Here is a 16,414-nt window from a genome sequence, read left to right on the forward strand (position 1 = left end):
ATTTCGGGTCGAAGTGTCTCACTCAAGGTTGACAGAGAGGGGACCCTTCCTTCCAAAGTTGTCTGCAAAACATCGGGGGCGCCTCCGAGTCGACACCCGATGTTCGTTATGTCAAGTATGACGGGCGCGCTGGCTGTACAGCCAGCGCAGATCAGCCTCGAAATCAGCCGTGGTCTGCGCGTTCGAGATCCCTTTCATAGGTCGAGCAGGCGAGCACGACACGGCACTCGACTAAGCTCCGAAGCTTTCCTTCATGGGCAACGGCTGGGGGGCTGTTGCCGTCCTCCCGAAGGAGCGACGCCACGGAATGGCGTCCGTCGTCTATGGCTCATCGTCGATTCGAGCTGCGCTCACGCCAGCTTCGCCGCAGCCGCTGCCCACCACCAACTCGGCCAAGACTCCAAGTCCAGCGCCTTGGTCCCAGTGTTCCGCGATGAGCCCAGCTGCCGTGCGATCATCGCAAGCGACAAGTTCTCCGACCGATACAACGCCGGATCACGGCCAACTCCTCCACGACAATCATTGGCCCATCGAGGCGGCTCAATTTTCGACCGGAATCACCTGCTCGCGTTTGAACCGGAACCGACACCTCGTGAAAGTGGCGGGAAAATATACGCACTTTGGCTGAGGTTTTTCACGCCCTGTTCTGGTGAGCTGTGAGACGCATTTGATGCGGTTGGTTGCCCGGCTGCGGGTCCGTCGGAATGTGAGGGGAACTGCGAGCATGACCGCAGCCGAGATGGTAGGCGGCGAAGGCCAGCGCTGCGTGCGTGCCGATACCGTGCGGTCATGTGAGGTAGTGCACGCCAGTGCCCGCTTGCAACAACTCGCAATCATGTTGCCAAGCGCGCACGAGCGGGACGACCAAGCGTGGCTTAACAGGTCGTTTCAGGGTGCCAATTGTGCAACGCGATATGACATCGCCCAAGGGCCGTCGGCGTTCGGTCCTCAGCGCCGCAACTCGCTGCGCATGAACACCCGCAATCGGCGGCAATGCATGCGGTGCGGCTTCCCGAACCAAGCCATGGTTCGGCGACCACTTTGCGACGGATCAGGCTACTGCGGGACTGGCCAGTTGATCCCGCGGGCTGGGGTGCGCTGGCTGGTCGACCCACATCTTATGGCGGCGGATTGGATGGCTGATGAACGTGGGACTACCAGATGGATACCGACGGGCCGTCGGGGCGCAGCCTTGGGAACCCATCTGTGAGTAATAACCCCGATTCAGACCTGCCCGCACGGGTTCTAGCTTCCGACCACCCCGCTGACGCCGCAGTGCTAAGCCGACTTCGCGCCGATCCCACCGTCGAATTTGTTGATCATCTGGACCGACAACTACAGGAGTTGGTGGGCTTACGACCAACGCCCGACCCGGAGCTGGCCGACGAACCGAGCCGGTGGGTGTATTACCCGTGGCGACGGGCCGTCGTGGCGGTGCTGGGCCCGCGCGCGTTTCGCACCCTGCGGTTGGATCGCAACCGCAATGGGATTACTACCGAAGAGCAGGCTCGGTTGGGTGCGCTGCGCATCGGGGTCGCTGGGTTAAGCGTGGGGCATGTGATCGCTTATACGCTTGCCGCCCAAGGCCTATGCGGGCAACTTCGTTTGGCGGATTTCGATTCTCTGGAGCTGTCTAACCTCAACAGGGTGCCCGCCACGGTGTTCGACCTTGGAACCAATAAGGCCGAGGTAGCTGCGCGCCGCATCGCCGAACTAGATCCTTATCTGACAGTTCGCGTGTTTGACTCTGGCCTGACCTTCGATACCGTTGATGAATTCCTAGACGGCCTGGATATCGTTGTGGAGGAATGCGATTCGCTCGAAATCAAGGCTTGTCTACGTGAAGGCGCCCGCAGCCGCGGCATCCCGGTGCTGATGGCCACTAGCGACCGCGGCCTTGTTGATGTTGAGCGGTTCGATCTGGAGCCGCAGCGCCCAATTTTGCACGGATTGCTCGGCGACCTTGATGTCCGATCGCTCTCGGCGATGAGCAACCGTAAGAAGATCCCGTACATCCTGCGCTTCCTGGAAGCCAGATGCTTGTCGTCCCGCAGCGCGGCTTCATTAGTCGAGATCGATCACACACTGTCGACCTGGCCCCAGCTGGCCGGCGAAGTGACACTAGGAGCTTCGGCACTCGCCGAAGCGGTGCGTCGAATCGGTCTTGGCGAGCAGCTACACTCGGGTCGCACTCGTATCGACATCGCCGCAGCGCTCGACCAGCTCACCGAGCCGGACCCATGCAGGCACGATGCCGTGAAGTCGACGAAGCATACACAACACCCGGTGACCGGGGTTGCTGATGTCATCGGCGCAGCCGCGATCCGCGCGCCTTCAGGCGGTAACCAACAGCCCTGGCGCATCGAAGCCCGCTCCGATGCCCTGGTGATTGACATCGCGCCGGAGCACACGGTTAGCCTTGATGTCGGTTATCGTGCCAGCGCAGTCGCGGTAGGGGCAGCGTTGTTCAACGCCAAGGTTGCAGCCGCTGCGCATGGTGTCCTCGGGCACGCGAGTATGGCTGAAAACAAAGGTGGAACGCCGCTGCGGGCTACTCTGACTTTGGAAAGCGGACAAAATCACGAGCTGGCCGCCATTTATGAATCAATGCTCGCCCGCGAGACCAACCGCCACCACGGCGAACCGACACCGATCCCGGTCGAAACGATCGACGTGCTTGCCGAAGCGGCGGCCGCTGAAGGCGCGCGTGTGCATTTGTTGACCACACGAGGCGATATCGCTCGTGCGGCTACCATTATGGCTGCTGCTGACCGTATCCGTTTTTTGACGCCCCAGCTACACGCGGAGATGATGTCGGAGCTGCGCTGGCCGGGAGATCCATTTCCGGACACTGGTATTGAGGTGTGCAGCCTCGAAATGGCTAGCGATCAGCTTATTGAGTTGGATCTGCTGCGTCGTACCGACGTGATGGAGCTCTTGGCCCAATGGAACGCCGGCACTGCACTGGGCCAAGACACTCACCGTCGCATCACAGCCAGTTCGGCACTCGCCGTGGTCTTGGTCGCTGGGTGTACGTTGACCGACTATGCTCGCGGCGGATCTGCGGTTGAGGCCGTATGGATCGCCGCAAACCGTTACCTGCTTGGCGTGCAGCCGATTTCGCCAGCATTTATCTACGCCCATGACGCGAGCGAGCTGCACGCATTGTCTGCCCAGTTCGCTGACGAGTTGGGCAAGCTGCGCAGCGATTTTCACAGTTTGTTCTCCGTGTCGCCCCAAGACTCCATTGCGCTGGTGCTGCGATTAACGACCGCCGGGTCCACCTCGGTGCGGAGCCGCCGCAGTCTTGATCGCATCCGGGTGCTGTCGTTGTGAGCAGCTGGATTAGTTCATGACCCGTTGCCTAGACGAGCTTGTCACTGCGGTGGCCTCGGAGCTCATGGTGGCCACGGTGGCCACCGCGGATTTGATCAGTAAACGCGTGCTAGCCGACTTGGTAAGTCACTTCGGCGTCGATGCAGGCTTTCTTCGTCACAACGATCACAACATCCGTGCGACGAGGCTGGTCGCGGAGTGGCCGCAACGCGATCATGTGCCCGACCCCGATCCGATCGGCGTCGTGTATTTCGATGACGCAGATCCGATTTTCGCCCTGTGCGAGCACGCCAAAGACCCACTCGTGTTTCATCCCGAACCAACCAATGCGGAATACCAACGTCGCATCCAGCAAGGCACTGCCGTACCGACTGTTTCCGTAGCGTGCGTACCGTTGCTGTCCGGAGCGGTCACTACCGGCGTCCTCGGCTTCGTCAAGTACGGTGACCGGCAATGGGACGCAGACGAGTTGCACGCCCTGCAGGCGATCGCAACTCTTTTCGCCCAGTTGCAGGCCCGTATCGTTGCCGAAGAACAATTGCGATACTTGGCGGACCATGATGATCTGACCGGGTTGCTGAACCGACGAGCTCTAACAGCTCATCTCAATCATCGGCTGGCAAGCGGTCAGCCCGGCCCGGTGTCGTTGCTCTTCCTCGATCTCGATCGGCTCAAACTGGTTAACGACTATCTCGGTCACGCCGCTGGTGATCAACTGATCAAGATCCTTGCCCACCGGCTGCGCGAGGCAACCCAAGACTCAGCGTGCGTGGGCCGTTTTGGCGGAGATGAGTTCGTAGTGGTGCCTGCCGAGCCGATGTCGATCGATGCTGCCGCGTTGTTTGCACATCGCCTGCAGACACAGCTAAAAAAGCAAGTGGTGATTAATGGAGAGGCACTCACGCGCACTGTGAGCATCGGTGTTGCCAGCGGTCTCCCGGGACACGACACCGCGTCAGAGCTGCTGCGGAGGGCCGATCAGTCGGCGCTGTCCGCGAAAAGCGTTGGCGGCGGTAAGGTTGTCGTTCTCAACCACGAGGTGAGAAAACAACATGCACTGCAAACGGACGTTGAATTGCACCTGGCAGGGATGGTCGATACTGACCTGGTACTGCATTACCTTCCCGAGATAGACATGCGCAACGGCAAGATTCTAGGCGCTGAGGCGCTTGTCCGCTGGCAACACCCGACACGGGGCTTGCTGTTACCTGACTCATTCATCAGGGTAGCCGAATCCATCAATCTTGCGGGCAAGCTGGGCCGAATGGTGATGCGCTTGGCCTGCGCAGAATTCCGTCGATGGCGGTCGGCCGGTGTGGGCGTTGATGCGTTATTGCGCATCAACGTCTCGCCAGTGCAACTGGTAGCCGGAGGATTCGTTGACACGGTGGCCCGTACGCTGGATCAGTTCAACCTCGACGCCAATCTGATCTGCCTGGAAATCACTGAAAGTGCAGTGGTCCAAGACCTCGAAGCTACTCGCAAGACACTTTGCGAGCTAAAGGAGATCGGAGTCCACCTCGCCATCGACGACTTCGGCACTGGCTACAGCGTACTCACCCATCTGAAATCCCTGCCGGTTGACACCATCAAAATTGACAAGGGGTTCGTAGCCGAACTCGGTAGTAACAGAAGCGATCTGGTGATCGTGAGAGCAATCATGGCACTAGCAAAGGAATTTGGACTCGAAGTGGTCGCTGAAGGCGTTGAGACCGCCTCTGCGGGGGAGATACTGCTGGACTTGGGCTGTTATCGCGCACAGGGATTTCTGTTCTCGCGCCCTCTCGACGGCGCGGCGATGGAATCGATGCTGGGCAAAGGCATCAATCCCCCACCGGGTTTACCGGGTGCCATCCGCGCGACCGAGGCTGATGGCGTCGCGGCAAGACCGATACCTTGGATGCCAAGTCGGCCGCCCGCGCTCGCCTGAACGAACCTGCTGCCCGCAGCGGATTGACAAACATCGGGCGTCATGATCAGCGGTGGCGCGCGGCTTCCTGGGTGAGTTGTACACGTGATGTGATGTTGAGCTTGCCGTAAATCTTGGTCAGATGTGTTTGCACAGTGCGCGGCGAAAGGAAGAGCTTTTTCCCGATTTCCTTGTTAGTCATTCCTTTCGTAACCAAATTAACGACATTGTGCTCGGCTGGGGTCAAAGATGCCCATCCGGTCGCAGGACGTGTACGTTTGCCCCGACCCCGCTGAGCGTAAGCGATCGCTTCGTCGATCGACATTGCGCTACCCTCCACCCAGGCGGAATCGAAGTCTTCGCTACCCATTGCGTCACGCAGTTTCGCCACCGAGGCTTCATGGTCGCCATCCCAGACCTTGAAGCGTACTTCGCCGGTACGGTCTCGTTGGGCTGCTGAGGCGCCAAGAAGTCGCGCCGCTTCGTGGTGACTACCCGCCTCCGCGGCTAAGTAGGCCAACAGCTCCAGCAGGTCAGCCATCCCCAGATATACCTGCAAATTGACACCACAAGTCACAGCGGCGTGGATGTCCTCCCGTGCCTGACCGAGTCGATCCTGCATGATCGCGATGCGAGCGCGTGTTTGCAGAGCCGCCATGAGATGCCATCCGCTGGTGGAACTTGCGGCCTGGTCCGCCAGTTGTTGCGCAGTAGCCACATCACCTTGTACCAAGGCCAACTGCGCCGCGATTACATGGTGTATCGGCAACTGTCGTTCAGGTACGAGATTTGGCAAGCTGAGCTTGTAGACCTCGACGGCGTCGATATTGCCTGCGGCCAAGGCCGCGTAAACCACTGCTGAATAAGCACAATCCTCAAAGACTTCGCCTAACTCACTTACGGATTTCACACAAGCATCGGCCGTGGCCAGGGCCGCTGGGCCGTCCTTGTGAGCCGACAACCACGCCTGCAGGTATAGGCCTAGTGATTGGGTAACAATGTCAGTGGCGTCCTCGGCTTCGACAGTAACCTCACAGCATCGCGCAAGTGCTTCGGCCAGATGACCTTCCCACGCATACGCCGCGCACTCCCACAAACGACATTGCCGCGCAACGAATCGATCCCCGATAGCGTTGGAAAGTTCGAAGGCTTGATGGCTCGCTCCTCGCAATTCTGTCGGATCGCCTGCCATGCAAGCGTAGGCCAACCGCCAGTAGCGAATTCGGTTCAGCGACCACCTGTCGTTGAGTGCCCTCGCGACCTCCAAGGCTTCGCCGAAGTATTCTTGAGCCGTGCTCGGGTCGTAACCACTGCACCAGCCGCAGGCGACCAGCGCCCGAGTCAATACAGCCGGATCACCGACTTCACGCGCTAGCGCCAGCGCTTGTTGTGCCTGCGAGAGGACGGTTGGCACGCTAACTGCACTCGATGCCAACAACGTGCTGAGCAAGACTCTGTCCGCAAGCGCCCGCGCCCAGACTCCGGGTGCTATTTCGGACTGAATGTCGTATTCGGCTCTTAGAATCGAATCCAGCCAGGCCAGACCTTCGTGCTGGCGGCCCCGGCCGAGCCATACCGGCTGCAGTAAGGATGCGAGAGTTAATGCAGCTGAAATTCGCCCTTTGTCTCGGTTCCACATGAAGGCCGCACGAAAATTTTCCATCTCGGACTCCGCCACCTCGACAAACAACGGACCCCCGTTGCCCGCTGACATGTCCAGGCTTGCAGCCAACTGCGTGTAATAATCCGCGTGCCGTTTCCGTAATCCGATCTCACCGGATTCAACGAGCTTTTCTCTGGCGTATTCACGAACTGATTCCAATAGATAATATCGCGCCTGGCGTTGAAGCTTCTCGACCGCCACCAAAGACTTATCGACGAGCATCGTGAGCTGATCAAGCACCACAAAAGGCTCGCAGCCATCTCCGGCAACGGCCACCACCGCGGCCAAGTCGAAAGTGCCTGGAAACACTGCGAGCCGTCGAAACATAATTTGCTCGCTCGCAGACAATAGATTATGTGACCAATCCATCGAACCGCGCAAAGTCTGCTGGCGCGGCATCGCGGTTAGGCCGCCGGTTAACAGCCGGAAGCGATCGTCTAGACTATCGGCAATCTGCGTCACCGACAAAGACCGTACTCGTGCTGCCGCCAATTCGATCGCCAACGGAATGCCATCGAGACGGTGACAAATTTCGGAGATTGTGCGGAGATTCTGATCAGTAACTTCGAAAGTCGGTTGAACCAAGCGCGCCCGCTCGACAAACAGTTCAATCGCCTCGTCGGCAACCGGCAGGGACGGCAAATACCAGACAATCTCACCTGCCACCCCGAGCGATTCGCGACTAGTCGCCAGAACTGTCAAGCCCGGGCACACAGTTAGCAGCGAAACCACTAATGCTCGGCATGCGCTCACAAGATGCTCACAATTGTCCAACACCATAAGCATCCTGCGCTCGCCAATGAACCGACTAAGGGTGTTCACCATCGTGCGATTCGGGTGGTCCATCAAACCGAGTGCGTGGGCCGCGATTGTTGGTACAACTGTCGGATCGGTGACTGAGGCCAGATCCACAATCCAGGTACCGTCGGGATATTCGAGCATGCTCGAAATCTCGATAGCCAGCCGGGTCTTTCCGACCCCACCGGGACCGTTCACCGTAACGAGTCGGCACGTAGCCAAAAGCTCGCGAAGCTCGTGGATTTGCTGACTTCGACCAATAAAACTGGTGATGTAGAAACTTTTGGACTCCAAATTCAACTTCTTCTCCAAGTTTCTCTAACGTTGAAGACGCTGGGATTGAAGATGATCGACGAACACGTCTGGTTGGATTTCACCATAATTGCCTTGCCACAAGGTGGCGACTAATTGTAATTTAGCCAAGCACAAACCTGAACGTGCTGTCTGCTGCGCTCGTAATTACCGGACGCAGGGCCGATGGCAAATTGTGGCTCACCGCAATGAGCCTTCTCAACCGCCTTTCACCCAAGTCGGTCAACATTGTAACTCCGAACCGGTGGGTCCACCCCCAGGCCTCGCCGAAGGCGCGGACGCGTTCGTTGCCCGGAAGCGATCGATGACGTATCCGAGCCCGACCGGACCATTCACTGCGCATCATCCACCTGCTGCAGCGACGCAAAGGGAACGCCGGTACCACACATTGATCGCCGAACAGATCTGTGCCGACGGGATATCGGCGCAGTGCGGCCGCCTGGAATCCCCACGTCGATGCACCCTGTCGACCCGAGATGCGTCTCCGCGCATGGCGTCAATGGTTCCGATTCTGGCCGTGGCCGCAGATATCTGAGCGCCCCGCCCTACGAGCGGGCTGGTCTGAGGCAAGCGAAAACGCCCATCTCGTACGCGGTTTAGCGGATGTTCCTGGCATCAGAGCGCAACATACTTCCAGGCATGCATCCGATCGATACGACCAACCTCTCGCACCTGGACACCCTTCCGACGCTCGCCCCAGTGGTACTGGAATACCCACGTCCCGACGTAGCGCTAATAGTCCTCAATCGGCCAGACCGAATGAATGCCTTGGGATTCGAGCTCGTCGTCGCCCTGAAACAAACACTAGAAAAGATCAATGTCGATAATTCCGTGCGAGTTGTGGTACTCACTGGTGCTGGCAGAGGTTTTTGCACGGGTGCCGACGAAGAGCTTGCCGGCAAAGTGCCGCATGAACTGCCGCGGCTGGACGATGCATTACGAGCACAGAAGATACTCGACGAGGTGACCTGGCAGTTGCGACGGATGCACCAGCCGGTGATCGCTGCCGTCAACGGCGCGACTCACTGCGGCGGAATGTATTTGGCGCTAGCTGCCGACATCCGAGTCGTAGCGGACAACGCCTACTTTCGCGCCGCAGACATTAGAAACGGACTGACAGGCAGCGAACTCGGATTAAGTTACTTGCTCCCTAGGGCAATCGGGTCTTCGCGAGCGTTCGAACTGATGTTGACAGGCAGAGACGTCGATGCCTCGGAGGCGGAGCGAATCGGGCTGGCATCTTGCCGGGTGGCCGATAAAGACCTGTTGGATTATTGCTTCTCGATGGCCGGCCAAATTGCAGGACTTTCGAGGATTGGCACCGAATTCACCAAGCGCACACTGTGGAGCAGCCTCGACGCTGCCAATGTGGACGGACGCATGGGGGCCGAAGGCCTCGGGCAGCTCTACGTTCGTTCGCTTACAAGCAATTGCGAGGAAGCAGTCGGCGCGCGCGCCGAGAACCGTCTGCCCGTACTTGCTGACTGCCGATAAGCTCGTCGGCGGCACGATTTCACACGCGCACATATCAATCGGAATATGTTGTCGCGCAACAACTCTGAGTTGGCATTTTTCGTTATCCCACCCCCGCCTCAGCCCCCTCGGCAATGCTGGCCTCTGTGTGCGACGGTGTTCGCCGTGCCCGCCTTATGGGATCTGATCGGCGCGCCGGTGCGTTGCGGGTCGGCAGCGGAGGCCACAGACGTCCCGCAGGGCTGCTTGGGCTTCTCGTTAGCGGCTGTCGACCGCGTCTTCCAAGACCAAACTAGGCGGCGGCACCCCTCAATCTGCGACGTATCGATTTGTGCGTGATCGCAGTGTATGTACGCACTTTTGCTGATGTTGTCCCGCTGGTCATCGCTGCACGCTGTAGGGCGTGTGCCCGGCTGAGCCGATCTTCGCCAAGCAGCAACAGACCTCTGTCCCCGCGAAGATCCCCGCGAAGATCCCCACGAAGATCCCCCCGAAGATCCCCACGAAGCTCTCCGCGACCGCGAACTCATCCTGCGAGTTGATTAGGAGAACACGTTGAGCAGACTTCGCACCGACGCCGACCTCCGCGACGGCAAAACAGGTTTCGACATGACCGCTGCCATGGCGGCTGCGGCTCGCGCCAGCGAAACCGGCCAGCCTGATCCACTGATCCGAGATCCGTACGCCCGGCTCCTGATTGCAGATGCCGGCATCGGCATCTGGAAAGCGCTGCTTGACGACTCGCTGTTTGCCAAGCTCAAATCCGCCGATCCCGGGACCGCCGCATACCTTGATTGCCTGCGCAGCTATCAGGCGGTTCGGACGCAATTCTTCGACGAATACATCACCGATGCTGTCACACGAAATATCCGCCAGGTGGTGATCGTCGCGTCCGGTTTGGATTCGCGCGCCTACCGGCTGGACTGGCCGGCCGGCACCACGGTCTACGAGATCGACCGGCCCGAAGTACTGGACTACAAGTTCAAAATTCTAGCGTCCCAAGGTGTTGCGCCCGCGGTAGACCTCCGCGAGGTCTCCGTAGACCTACGCCACGACTGGCCCGCGGCACTGTGGGGCGCGGGTTTTAATCCCTTGCTGCCGACAGCCTGGTTGGTGGAAGGGCTATTGGTATTTCTACCCGCCGACGCTCAAGACCGGTTGCTGGGCCAGATCGGCGAGCTCAGCGCGGTAGGTAGCCGGCTCGCGGTGGAAACAGCGGCCAGCTACGCCAAAGGAAGCAGAGAAGAGATGCGGCAACGGTTTCGCGACATCGCCGCTGAACTCGGACTCGTGCAGCCGACGCACCTGCAGGATCTCATGTACAACGACCCAGATCGAGCGGTCGTCACGGACTGGCTAAACACTCACGGCTGGCACGCAACGGCGCGAAACTCCCGCGACGAACTGCGCCGTCTACACCGCTGGAATGGCGGTGGGCCGATCGCTGAAGACAAGGACGCCTTCGCCGATTTCGTGACCGCGGAGCGGCGATAGCGTCGGCTATCGGCGGTCGGTCAGCCGCACGGATGGCCGGTGCACTCACAACTCATCAGCGCGCTCTGGGCCGCGAGGAGGTTAACCCGCAAGCCAGCTTTGTTGACCGCCCACGCGATGCATGATCGCACCAATAAAGAACGGTAATAACATGATCCGCGCATCAAAGACACACCAAGAGCCCGCCTCAGACAACGGATCTGACCTAGAGCGCTCCAACTCGCACCAGCGTAAACGCGCTGCCAGCGCGGCGCTGGGAGCATTGGTTCTGACCAGCGGTATTGCCGCCACCGCGGATGCCGCTACCAACTACGGCTCTAACCTCAGCGCCGGCAGACTCACAATTGCCCTCGCTGATTATGATAGATACAAAGCCGACAGTTGCACGAATGACAATCTTAATGGCTCCACAAGCTTCGAAGATACCGATGACGATAACTACCTCAACGTGTTCGCCGCCAATAGCAACAACTACGACGATGGCCTCGCCAACCCGTTCATCGGCAATAACACCCCCGTCATCGTTGAGACGGTTGACCTCTGGGATCTCATCGACATGCTCAACGATCTCAGCAGCCGACCCATTGAATTGACTCGCATGGATAGTGATAACAACGACCAGAACTGACGCTGACGCCCCATACCGCGCAGACGAGGCTGCACGGATGCAGACAAACGATATCGCGGCATTCCGCGTCCCGCGGCAAAGCACCAGTTCCAAGCCCCACATTGGAGAGTGCCCGGTGCACAGCCCAATCCAGACATTCGTCCCGATCTAGCCGGCAAACCACCTAGGCGGCTACCGATTTCGGCGTGCAATCTCTCAAAGTGGTGGCTGCACAACGCCGCTGCACAGATACGCGCGGAAATTGGCCTGGCTAAGCGCTATTGCCGATGGTTTTTTGGCGACATTGCCAGACCATGGTAGCTATGGCCCAATCAACACGAAAACTCCAGATGAACGGCTACCTTACGGGATCAACCTGCATCTCATCGAAAGGGGAGGTGACGCTAGTGTTGAGTCGCGTTGACGGACTAGAGCATGCGATGACGAGCGACGTGGTCCAGCTGAATCGGAAAGCAACCGACGCCATCGCGGCATACTACGGGGCGTACTTCACCGATCCTGGCGAGATCGGTACGTTTGGCGTCGTTTTCGAGGACGCCAGCGATGCGGTGGCTGCCGCCCTGGAACTACAGCGAACCGCGCTTGCATCGGTCAAGCCCAGGATCGGGATTCATACCGGTGAGCTTGGTCCGTTCTGTACCCATGCGACGATGAGCCACGCCATAGCACTTCGCGATTTTGCCGACCGCGGTCAGACGGTGTTATCCCATACAACCAAGGAGTCGGTACACGGACGCCTTCCGCACGGTGCTTGGCTGCTGAATTTGACCGCATATGTAGTGGATCGCGAAGGTCTCGAGGAGGTCGTTCAGGTGTGCCATACCGACCTTTGCAGCGATTTCTCGCTCAAACGATGGGTCCCCACGTCGACGCCCGCATAGCAGCGGGACGAAACCGCGTGTGCGGCGGTCTTGGCCGTCGAACCGCACCGATATCTCGCTCGGGGGTACACCGAGCCCGGGCAAAAGCTCGCTTGAGCAAGCGGCAGGTCGCAAAACCTGTAGCGTTCCCAGGTATGTCGGAGGTGGTGACCGGGGACGCGGTGGTGCTGGATGTACAGATCGCCCAGCTGCCCGTGCGCGCGGTGAGCGCGATCATCGACATGACGGTGATGTTCATCGGCTACCTGCTCGGGCTGATGCTGTGGGCGGCCGCGTTGAGTCAATTGGACGAGGCGTTGACCATCGCATTCCTGATCATGTTCACGGTTTTGGCGTTCGTCGGCTACCCGGTGGCCATCGAGACCGCGACGCGGGGCCGGTCGGTGGGCAAGATCGTGATGGGACTGCGCGTGGTGTCTGACGACGGCGGTCCGGAACGTTTTCGTCAGGCGCTGTTTCGGGCGCTCGCGTCGGTGGTGGAGATCTGGATGCTGCTGGGCAGCCCGGCCGTGATCTGCAGCATGGTGTCGCCGAAGGGCAAACGGGTGGGCGATATGTTCGCCGGCACCATCGTGGTCAGCGAGCGTGCTCCGCGGCTGGGGCCGCCGCCGGCGATGCCGCCGGCGCTGGCGTGGTGGGCATCGTCGTTGCAGCTGTCGGGGCTCACCGCCGGTCAGGCCGAAGTCGCGCGCCAATTCCTCTCCCGCGCACCACAATTGGATCCGCTATTGCGTGAGCAAATGGCATACCGGATTGCCGCCGACGTGTTGTCCCGGGTGGCGCCGCCGCCCCCGCCGGGTGTTCCGCCGCAACTGGCGCTGGCCGCGGTGCTTGCCGAACGACACCGCCGCGAGCTGGCTCGGCTCCGTGTAGCGATGGGTCCGACGGTGGGTCCGCCGATGCAGTCGATGCCGGGGCAGGGGTGGCCACCGGCGTCAGTGGCCCCGGCCCCATGGCCGGCCCAGCCACCGATGTACGCAGCACCGCCGGCCGTTCCGTGGCCGGAGCCGGACGCGCCGCAACCCTGGCCGCAGCAGCCCCCGCCCGGTGGATTCTCGCCGCCGAGCTAGCTACTGCGCGACGGTCGCGACCAGGATGGCCACGTCGGCAACCAGTAGCCCCAAGCCGACCAGCGGAACCGCAATGCCGAAACGCATCTTGGCAGTGAAGACGGTGGTAGCGATGACCAACAAAGCCACTACCGGCGCACCGTAGAACAAGACACCGAAGTCGATCCCGGCGCCCAAGTTGGGGCATCGACTTTCGCTACAGGCATCAGTGCTCATCACCGCGCCGAGAGCGAACAGCATCACGATCGCGGCGCCCGGCACGGTCAACAAGGCGAGCACCCAGGTGATCCACATGCGGGGCCGCCTGTTGCCCGGCTTCGGATCGGCAACGCCATGGGAACCGGTTTCCGTCAGGCGAATTCTGCCGTTCATGACCTGCGGAGATACCCGGTCATCGACGATCTCAAACCGGCACTCGCCGTCGTCGTTGCATCGCGTCCTGTCGCGATATATCGTCACTGTATCGGCACGGGCCTTCCCCCCAAAGATAAGGAACAGACATGAACAACCTCTTCGCTTCCCCCGACCAGCCATTCGACACCCGCCCCGGGTTCGGCTTCGGTCCCGGCCCGACACAACGGCGCGCCCTGCACAGCGCCAGGCGACATGCCCGCCGCGAATTCTTCGATCACCTCCGCGACCATGCCGGCGATGATGCGCCATTCGGCTTGGGCCCCGGTGTCGGCCCGGGCTTCGGATTCGGGTTCGGGCTCGGCCCCGGCGGTCCGCGCGGCGGGTGGCGTCGCGGCAGGCCCGGCCGCGGACGGCGCGGTGACGTGCGGGCGGCCATCCTGGTGCTACTGAGCGAAGGACCGATGCACGGCTACGAGATGATCCAGCAGATCGCCGAGCGCAGCAATGGTCTATGGCGACCCAGCCCCGGTTCGGTGTATCCGACGCTGCAACTGCTCGACGACGAAGGCCTGGTCAGTGCCGGCGCGTCCGACGGCAGCAAGAAGCTGTTCGAGCTGACCGACGAGGGCCGGGCGGCGGCCGAAAAGGTCGAAACCCCTCCGTGGGAGGAGATCGCCGAAGGCGTGGCCCCCGGCCATATCAACTTGCGCAAGGCCATGGGTCAATTGTTCGGCGCGGTGATGCAATCGGCGCACACCGCCAGCGGCGAACAACAGCAGCGCATTGTCGACATCATCAATAACGCACGCCGGGAGATCTACGGCATTCTCGGGGAAGAATAAAGGAGCCCTTGGCGCAGAAGGGCTTTGCGCCGAAACCGAAGCCACGGTTGGGTCCATCTCGTCGGGTGGCCCGGGAGCAAGATTTGTGAGCTCGTGGCGAAGGTTACTTAGGACACGTCCACCCAGTCGAGTGTCCGCTGCACCGCCTTGCGCCAGCCCGCGTATCCGGCGGCGCGCTGCTCGTCAGTCCACTGGGGCGTCCAGCGCTTGTCCTCTTGCCAATTGGCCCGCAAGTCAGAGGGATTCGACCAAAAGCCAACCGCCAGACCCGCCGCATAGGCCGCGCCCAGCGCGGTGGTTTCGGCGACCACCGGCCGCACCACATCCACGCCCAGCACGTCGGCCTGGATCTGCATGCACAAGTCGTTGCTGGTGATGCCGCCGTCGACCTTCAAAACTTCAAGGCGCACACCGGAATCGGCTTCCATGGCGTCAACCACATCGCGGCTCTGGTAACAGATAGCTTCCAGCGTCGCGCGGGCCAGATGCGCGTTAGTGTTGAATCGTGACAGGCCCACGATCGCACCACGGGCGTCGGATCGCCAATAGGGAGCGAACAATCCGGAGAACGCGGGTACAAAATACACCCCGCCGTTGTCAGGAACCTGCCGCGCCAGCGACTCACTCTGCGCAGCACCACTGATGATGCCGAGCTGATCACGTAGCCACTGCACGGCCGATCCGGTGACCGCGATCGAACCCTCAAGGGCGTAAATGGGTTTGGCGTCACCGAATTGGTAGCACACGGTAGTCAGCAGCCCGTTCTTTGATCGCACGATCGTCTCGCCGGTGTTGAGCAGCAGAAAATTGCCGGTGCCATAAGTGTTTTTGGCCTCCCCGGCGTCCAGGCACACCTGACCGACCATGGCCGCATGCTGGTCGCCGAGTACACCGGTGATCGGCACTTCGCCGCCCACCGGCCCGGTGTCCAGGGTGACGCCGTAGGGCCGTAGCGGCGACGACGGTTCGATGGCCGGCAGCATCGCGCGCGGGATGGCGAAGAACGACAGCAGCTCGTCGTCCCAGTCCAGCGTCTCCAAGTTCATCAGCATGGTCCGGCTGGCGTTGGTCACGTCGGTGACGTGCACGCCACCGCGCGGCCCGCCGGTCAGATTCCACAGCACCCAGGTGTCCGGGGTGCCGAACAGCGCATCGCCGCGTTCGGCGGCTTCTCGTACCCCATCGACGTTGTCCAGGATCCACTGCAACTTCCCGCCCGAGAAGTAGGTCGCCGGCGGCAACCCCGCCTTGCGGCGAATCACCTCTCCGCGGCCGTCGCGCTCCAGCGCCGCCGCGATGCGGTCGGTGCGGGTGTCCTGCCAGACGATCGCGTTGTAATATGGCCGGCCGGTGTGCTTGTTCCACACCAGCGTCGTCTCCCGTTGATTGGTAATCCCCAGTGCCGCAATGCTTTCAGACGACAAATCGGCCGTGTTGAGCACCGACATGAGCACCGAGGCAGTGCGTTCCCAGATCTCCACCGGGTTGTGCTCGACCCAGCCGGCGCGGGGCAGGATCTGCTCATGCTCGAGCTGGTGACGGGCCACCTCGGCGCCTTGGTGATCGAAGATCATGCAGCGGGTGCTGGTGGTGCCCTGATCGATAGCGGCTACGAATTCAGCGGACTCGGCCAACTACGCTCCTCCGGGGCGTG

The 16,414-nt window shown here is 60.7% G+C and carries 11 protein-coding genes; 8 read left to right on the forward strand and 3 right to left on the reverse strand.

What is annotated here, in order from left to right; translation table 11 throughout:
* Positions 1 to 1,206 precede the first annotated feature (1,206 nt).
* Together EET13_RS27080 and EET13_RS27085 are read left to right on the forward strand one after the other, a co-directional pair.
* The gene (locus tag EET13_RS27080; RefSeq protein WP_244604137.1) at positions 1,207 to 3,336 is read left to right on the forward strand and encodes an Rv1355c family protein; all 2,130 of its coding nucleotides are present in this window, start codon (positions 1,207 to 1,209) and stop codon (positions 3,334 to 3,336) included.
* 16 nt (positions 3,337 to 3,352) lie between these two features.
* Complete coding sequence (locus tag EET13_RS27085; protein WP_122445140.1) at positions 3,353 to 5,266, forward strand: putative bifunctional diguanylate cyclase/phosphodiesterase; 1,914 nt, start codon at positions 3,353 to 3,355, stop codon at positions 5,264 to 5,266.
* A gap of 46 nt (positions 5,267 to 5,312) precedes the next feature.
* On the opposite strand, the gene EET13_RS27090 is transcribed toward EET13_RS27085, so the two are convergent.
* The gene (locus EET13_RS27090; protein ID WP_136623268.1) at positions 5,313 to 8,018 is read right to left on the reverse strand and encodes a helix-turn-helix transcriptional regulator; all 2,706 of its coding nucleotides are present in this window, start codon (positions 8,016 to 8,018) and stop codon (positions 5,313 to 5,315) included.
* Positions 8,019 to 8,657: 639 nt separating this feature from the next.
* Between EET13_RS27090 and EET13_RS27095 the strand changes: the two genes are divergently transcribed.
* The 5 genes from EET13_RS27095 (at position 8,658) to EET13_RS27115 (ending at position 13,564) form a co-directional block, all read left to right on the forward strand.
* Positions 8,658 to 9,512: an enoyl-CoA hydratase gene (locus EET13_RS27095; RefSeq protein WP_122445215.1), complete on the forward strand. Its 855-nt coding sequence runs from the start codon at positions 8,658 to 8,660 to the stop codon at positions 9,510 to 9,512.
* A 534-nt stretch (positions 9,513 to 10,046) separates the two neighbouring features.
* On the forward strand, positions 10,047 to 10,985 hold the full coding sequence (locus EET13_RS27100; protein WP_425294279.1) for an SAM-dependent methyltransferase: 939 nt from the start codon (positions 10,047 to 10,049) through the stop codon (positions 10,983 to 10,985).
* A 151-nt stretch (positions 10,986 to 11,136) separates the two neighbouring features.
* Complete coding sequence (locus EET13_RS27105; protein WP_122445142.1) at positions 11,137 to 11,613, forward strand: hypothetical protein; 477 nt, start codon at positions 11,137 to 11,139, stop codon at positions 11,611 to 11,613.
* A 302-nt stretch (positions 11,614 to 11,915) separates the two neighbouring features.
* Complete coding sequence (locus EET13_RS27110; protein WP_136623269.1) at positions 11,916 to 12,494, forward strand: nucleotidyl cyclase domain-containing protein; 579 nt, start codon at positions 11,916 to 11,918, stop codon at positions 12,492 to 12,494.
* Positions 12,495 to 12,628: 134 nt separating this feature from the next.
* On the forward strand, positions 12,629 to 13,564 hold the full coding sequence (locus EET13_RS27115; RefSeq protein ID WP_122445144.1) for an RDD family protein: 936 nt from the start codon (positions 12,629 to 12,631) through the stop codon (positions 13,562 to 13,564).
* Here the strand turns inward: EET13_RS27115 and EET13_RS27120 are convergent, their stop codons facing one another.
* The gene (locus EET13_RS27120; RefSeq protein ID WP_122445217.1) at positions 13,565 to 13,936 is read right to left on the reverse strand and encodes a DUF1700 domain-containing protein; all 372 of its coding nucleotides are present in this window, start codon (positions 13,934 to 13,936) and stop codon (positions 13,565 to 13,567) included. It lies immediately after the preceding gene.
* A 128-nt stretch (positions 13,937 to 14,064) separates the two neighbouring features.
* Between EET13_RS27120 and EET13_RS27125 the strand changes: the two genes are divergently transcribed.
* Positions 14,065 to 14,760, forward strand: a complete 696-nt coding sequence (locus EET13_RS27125; protein WP_122445145.1) for a PadR family transcriptional regulator — start codon at positions 14,065 to 14,067, stop codon at positions 14,758 to 14,760.
* Positions 14,761 to 14,867: 107 nt separating this feature from the next.
* On the opposite strand, the gene glpK is transcribed toward EET13_RS27125, so the two are convergent.
* Complete coding sequence (glpK, locus tag EET13_RS27130) at positions 14,868 to 16,394, reverse strand: glycerol kinase GlpK (RefSeq protein WP_122445146.1); 1,527 nt, start codon at positions 16,392 to 16,394, stop codon at positions 14,868 to 14,870.
* Positions 16,395 to 16,414: the final 20 nt, after the last annotated feature.

The sequence above is a fragment of the Mycobacterium attenuatum genome (assembly GCF_900566085.1).
GTDB lineage: Bacteria > Actinomycetota > Actinomycetes > Mycobacteriales > Mycobacteriaceae > Mycobacterium > Mycobacterium attenuatum.

Excerpts from the sequence above, each read along its gene's own strand:
- EET13_RS27125 (WP_122445145.1), top strand. The coding sequence starts at position 14,065 with ATGAACAACCTCTTCGCTTCCCCCGACCAGCCATTCGACACCCGCCCC.
- EET13_RS27105 (WP_122445142.1), top strand. The coding sequence starts at position 11,137 with ATGATCCGCGCATCAAAGACACACCAAGAGCCCGCCTCAGACAACGGA.
- EET13_RS27085 (WP_122445140.1), top strand. The coding sequence starts at position 3,353 with ATGACCCGTTGCCTAGACGAGCTTGTCACTGCGGTGGCCTCGGAGCTC.
- EET13_RS27110 (WP_136623269.1), top strand. The coding sequence starts at position 11,916 with ATGGCCCAATCAACACGAAAACTCCAGATGAACGGCTACCTTACGGGA.
- EET13_RS27095 (WP_122445215.1), top strand. The coding sequence starts at position 8,658 with ATGCATCCGATCGATACGACCAACCTCTCGCACCTGGACACCCTTCCG.
- EET13_RS27115 (WP_122445144.1), top strand. The coding sequence starts at position 12,629 with ATGTCGGAGGTGGTGACCGGGGACGCGGTGGTGCTGGATGTACAGATC.
- EET13_RS27120 (WP_122445217.1), bottom strand. The coding sequence starts at position 13,936 with ATGAACGGCAGAATTCGCCTGACGGAAACCGGTTCCCATGGCGTTGCC.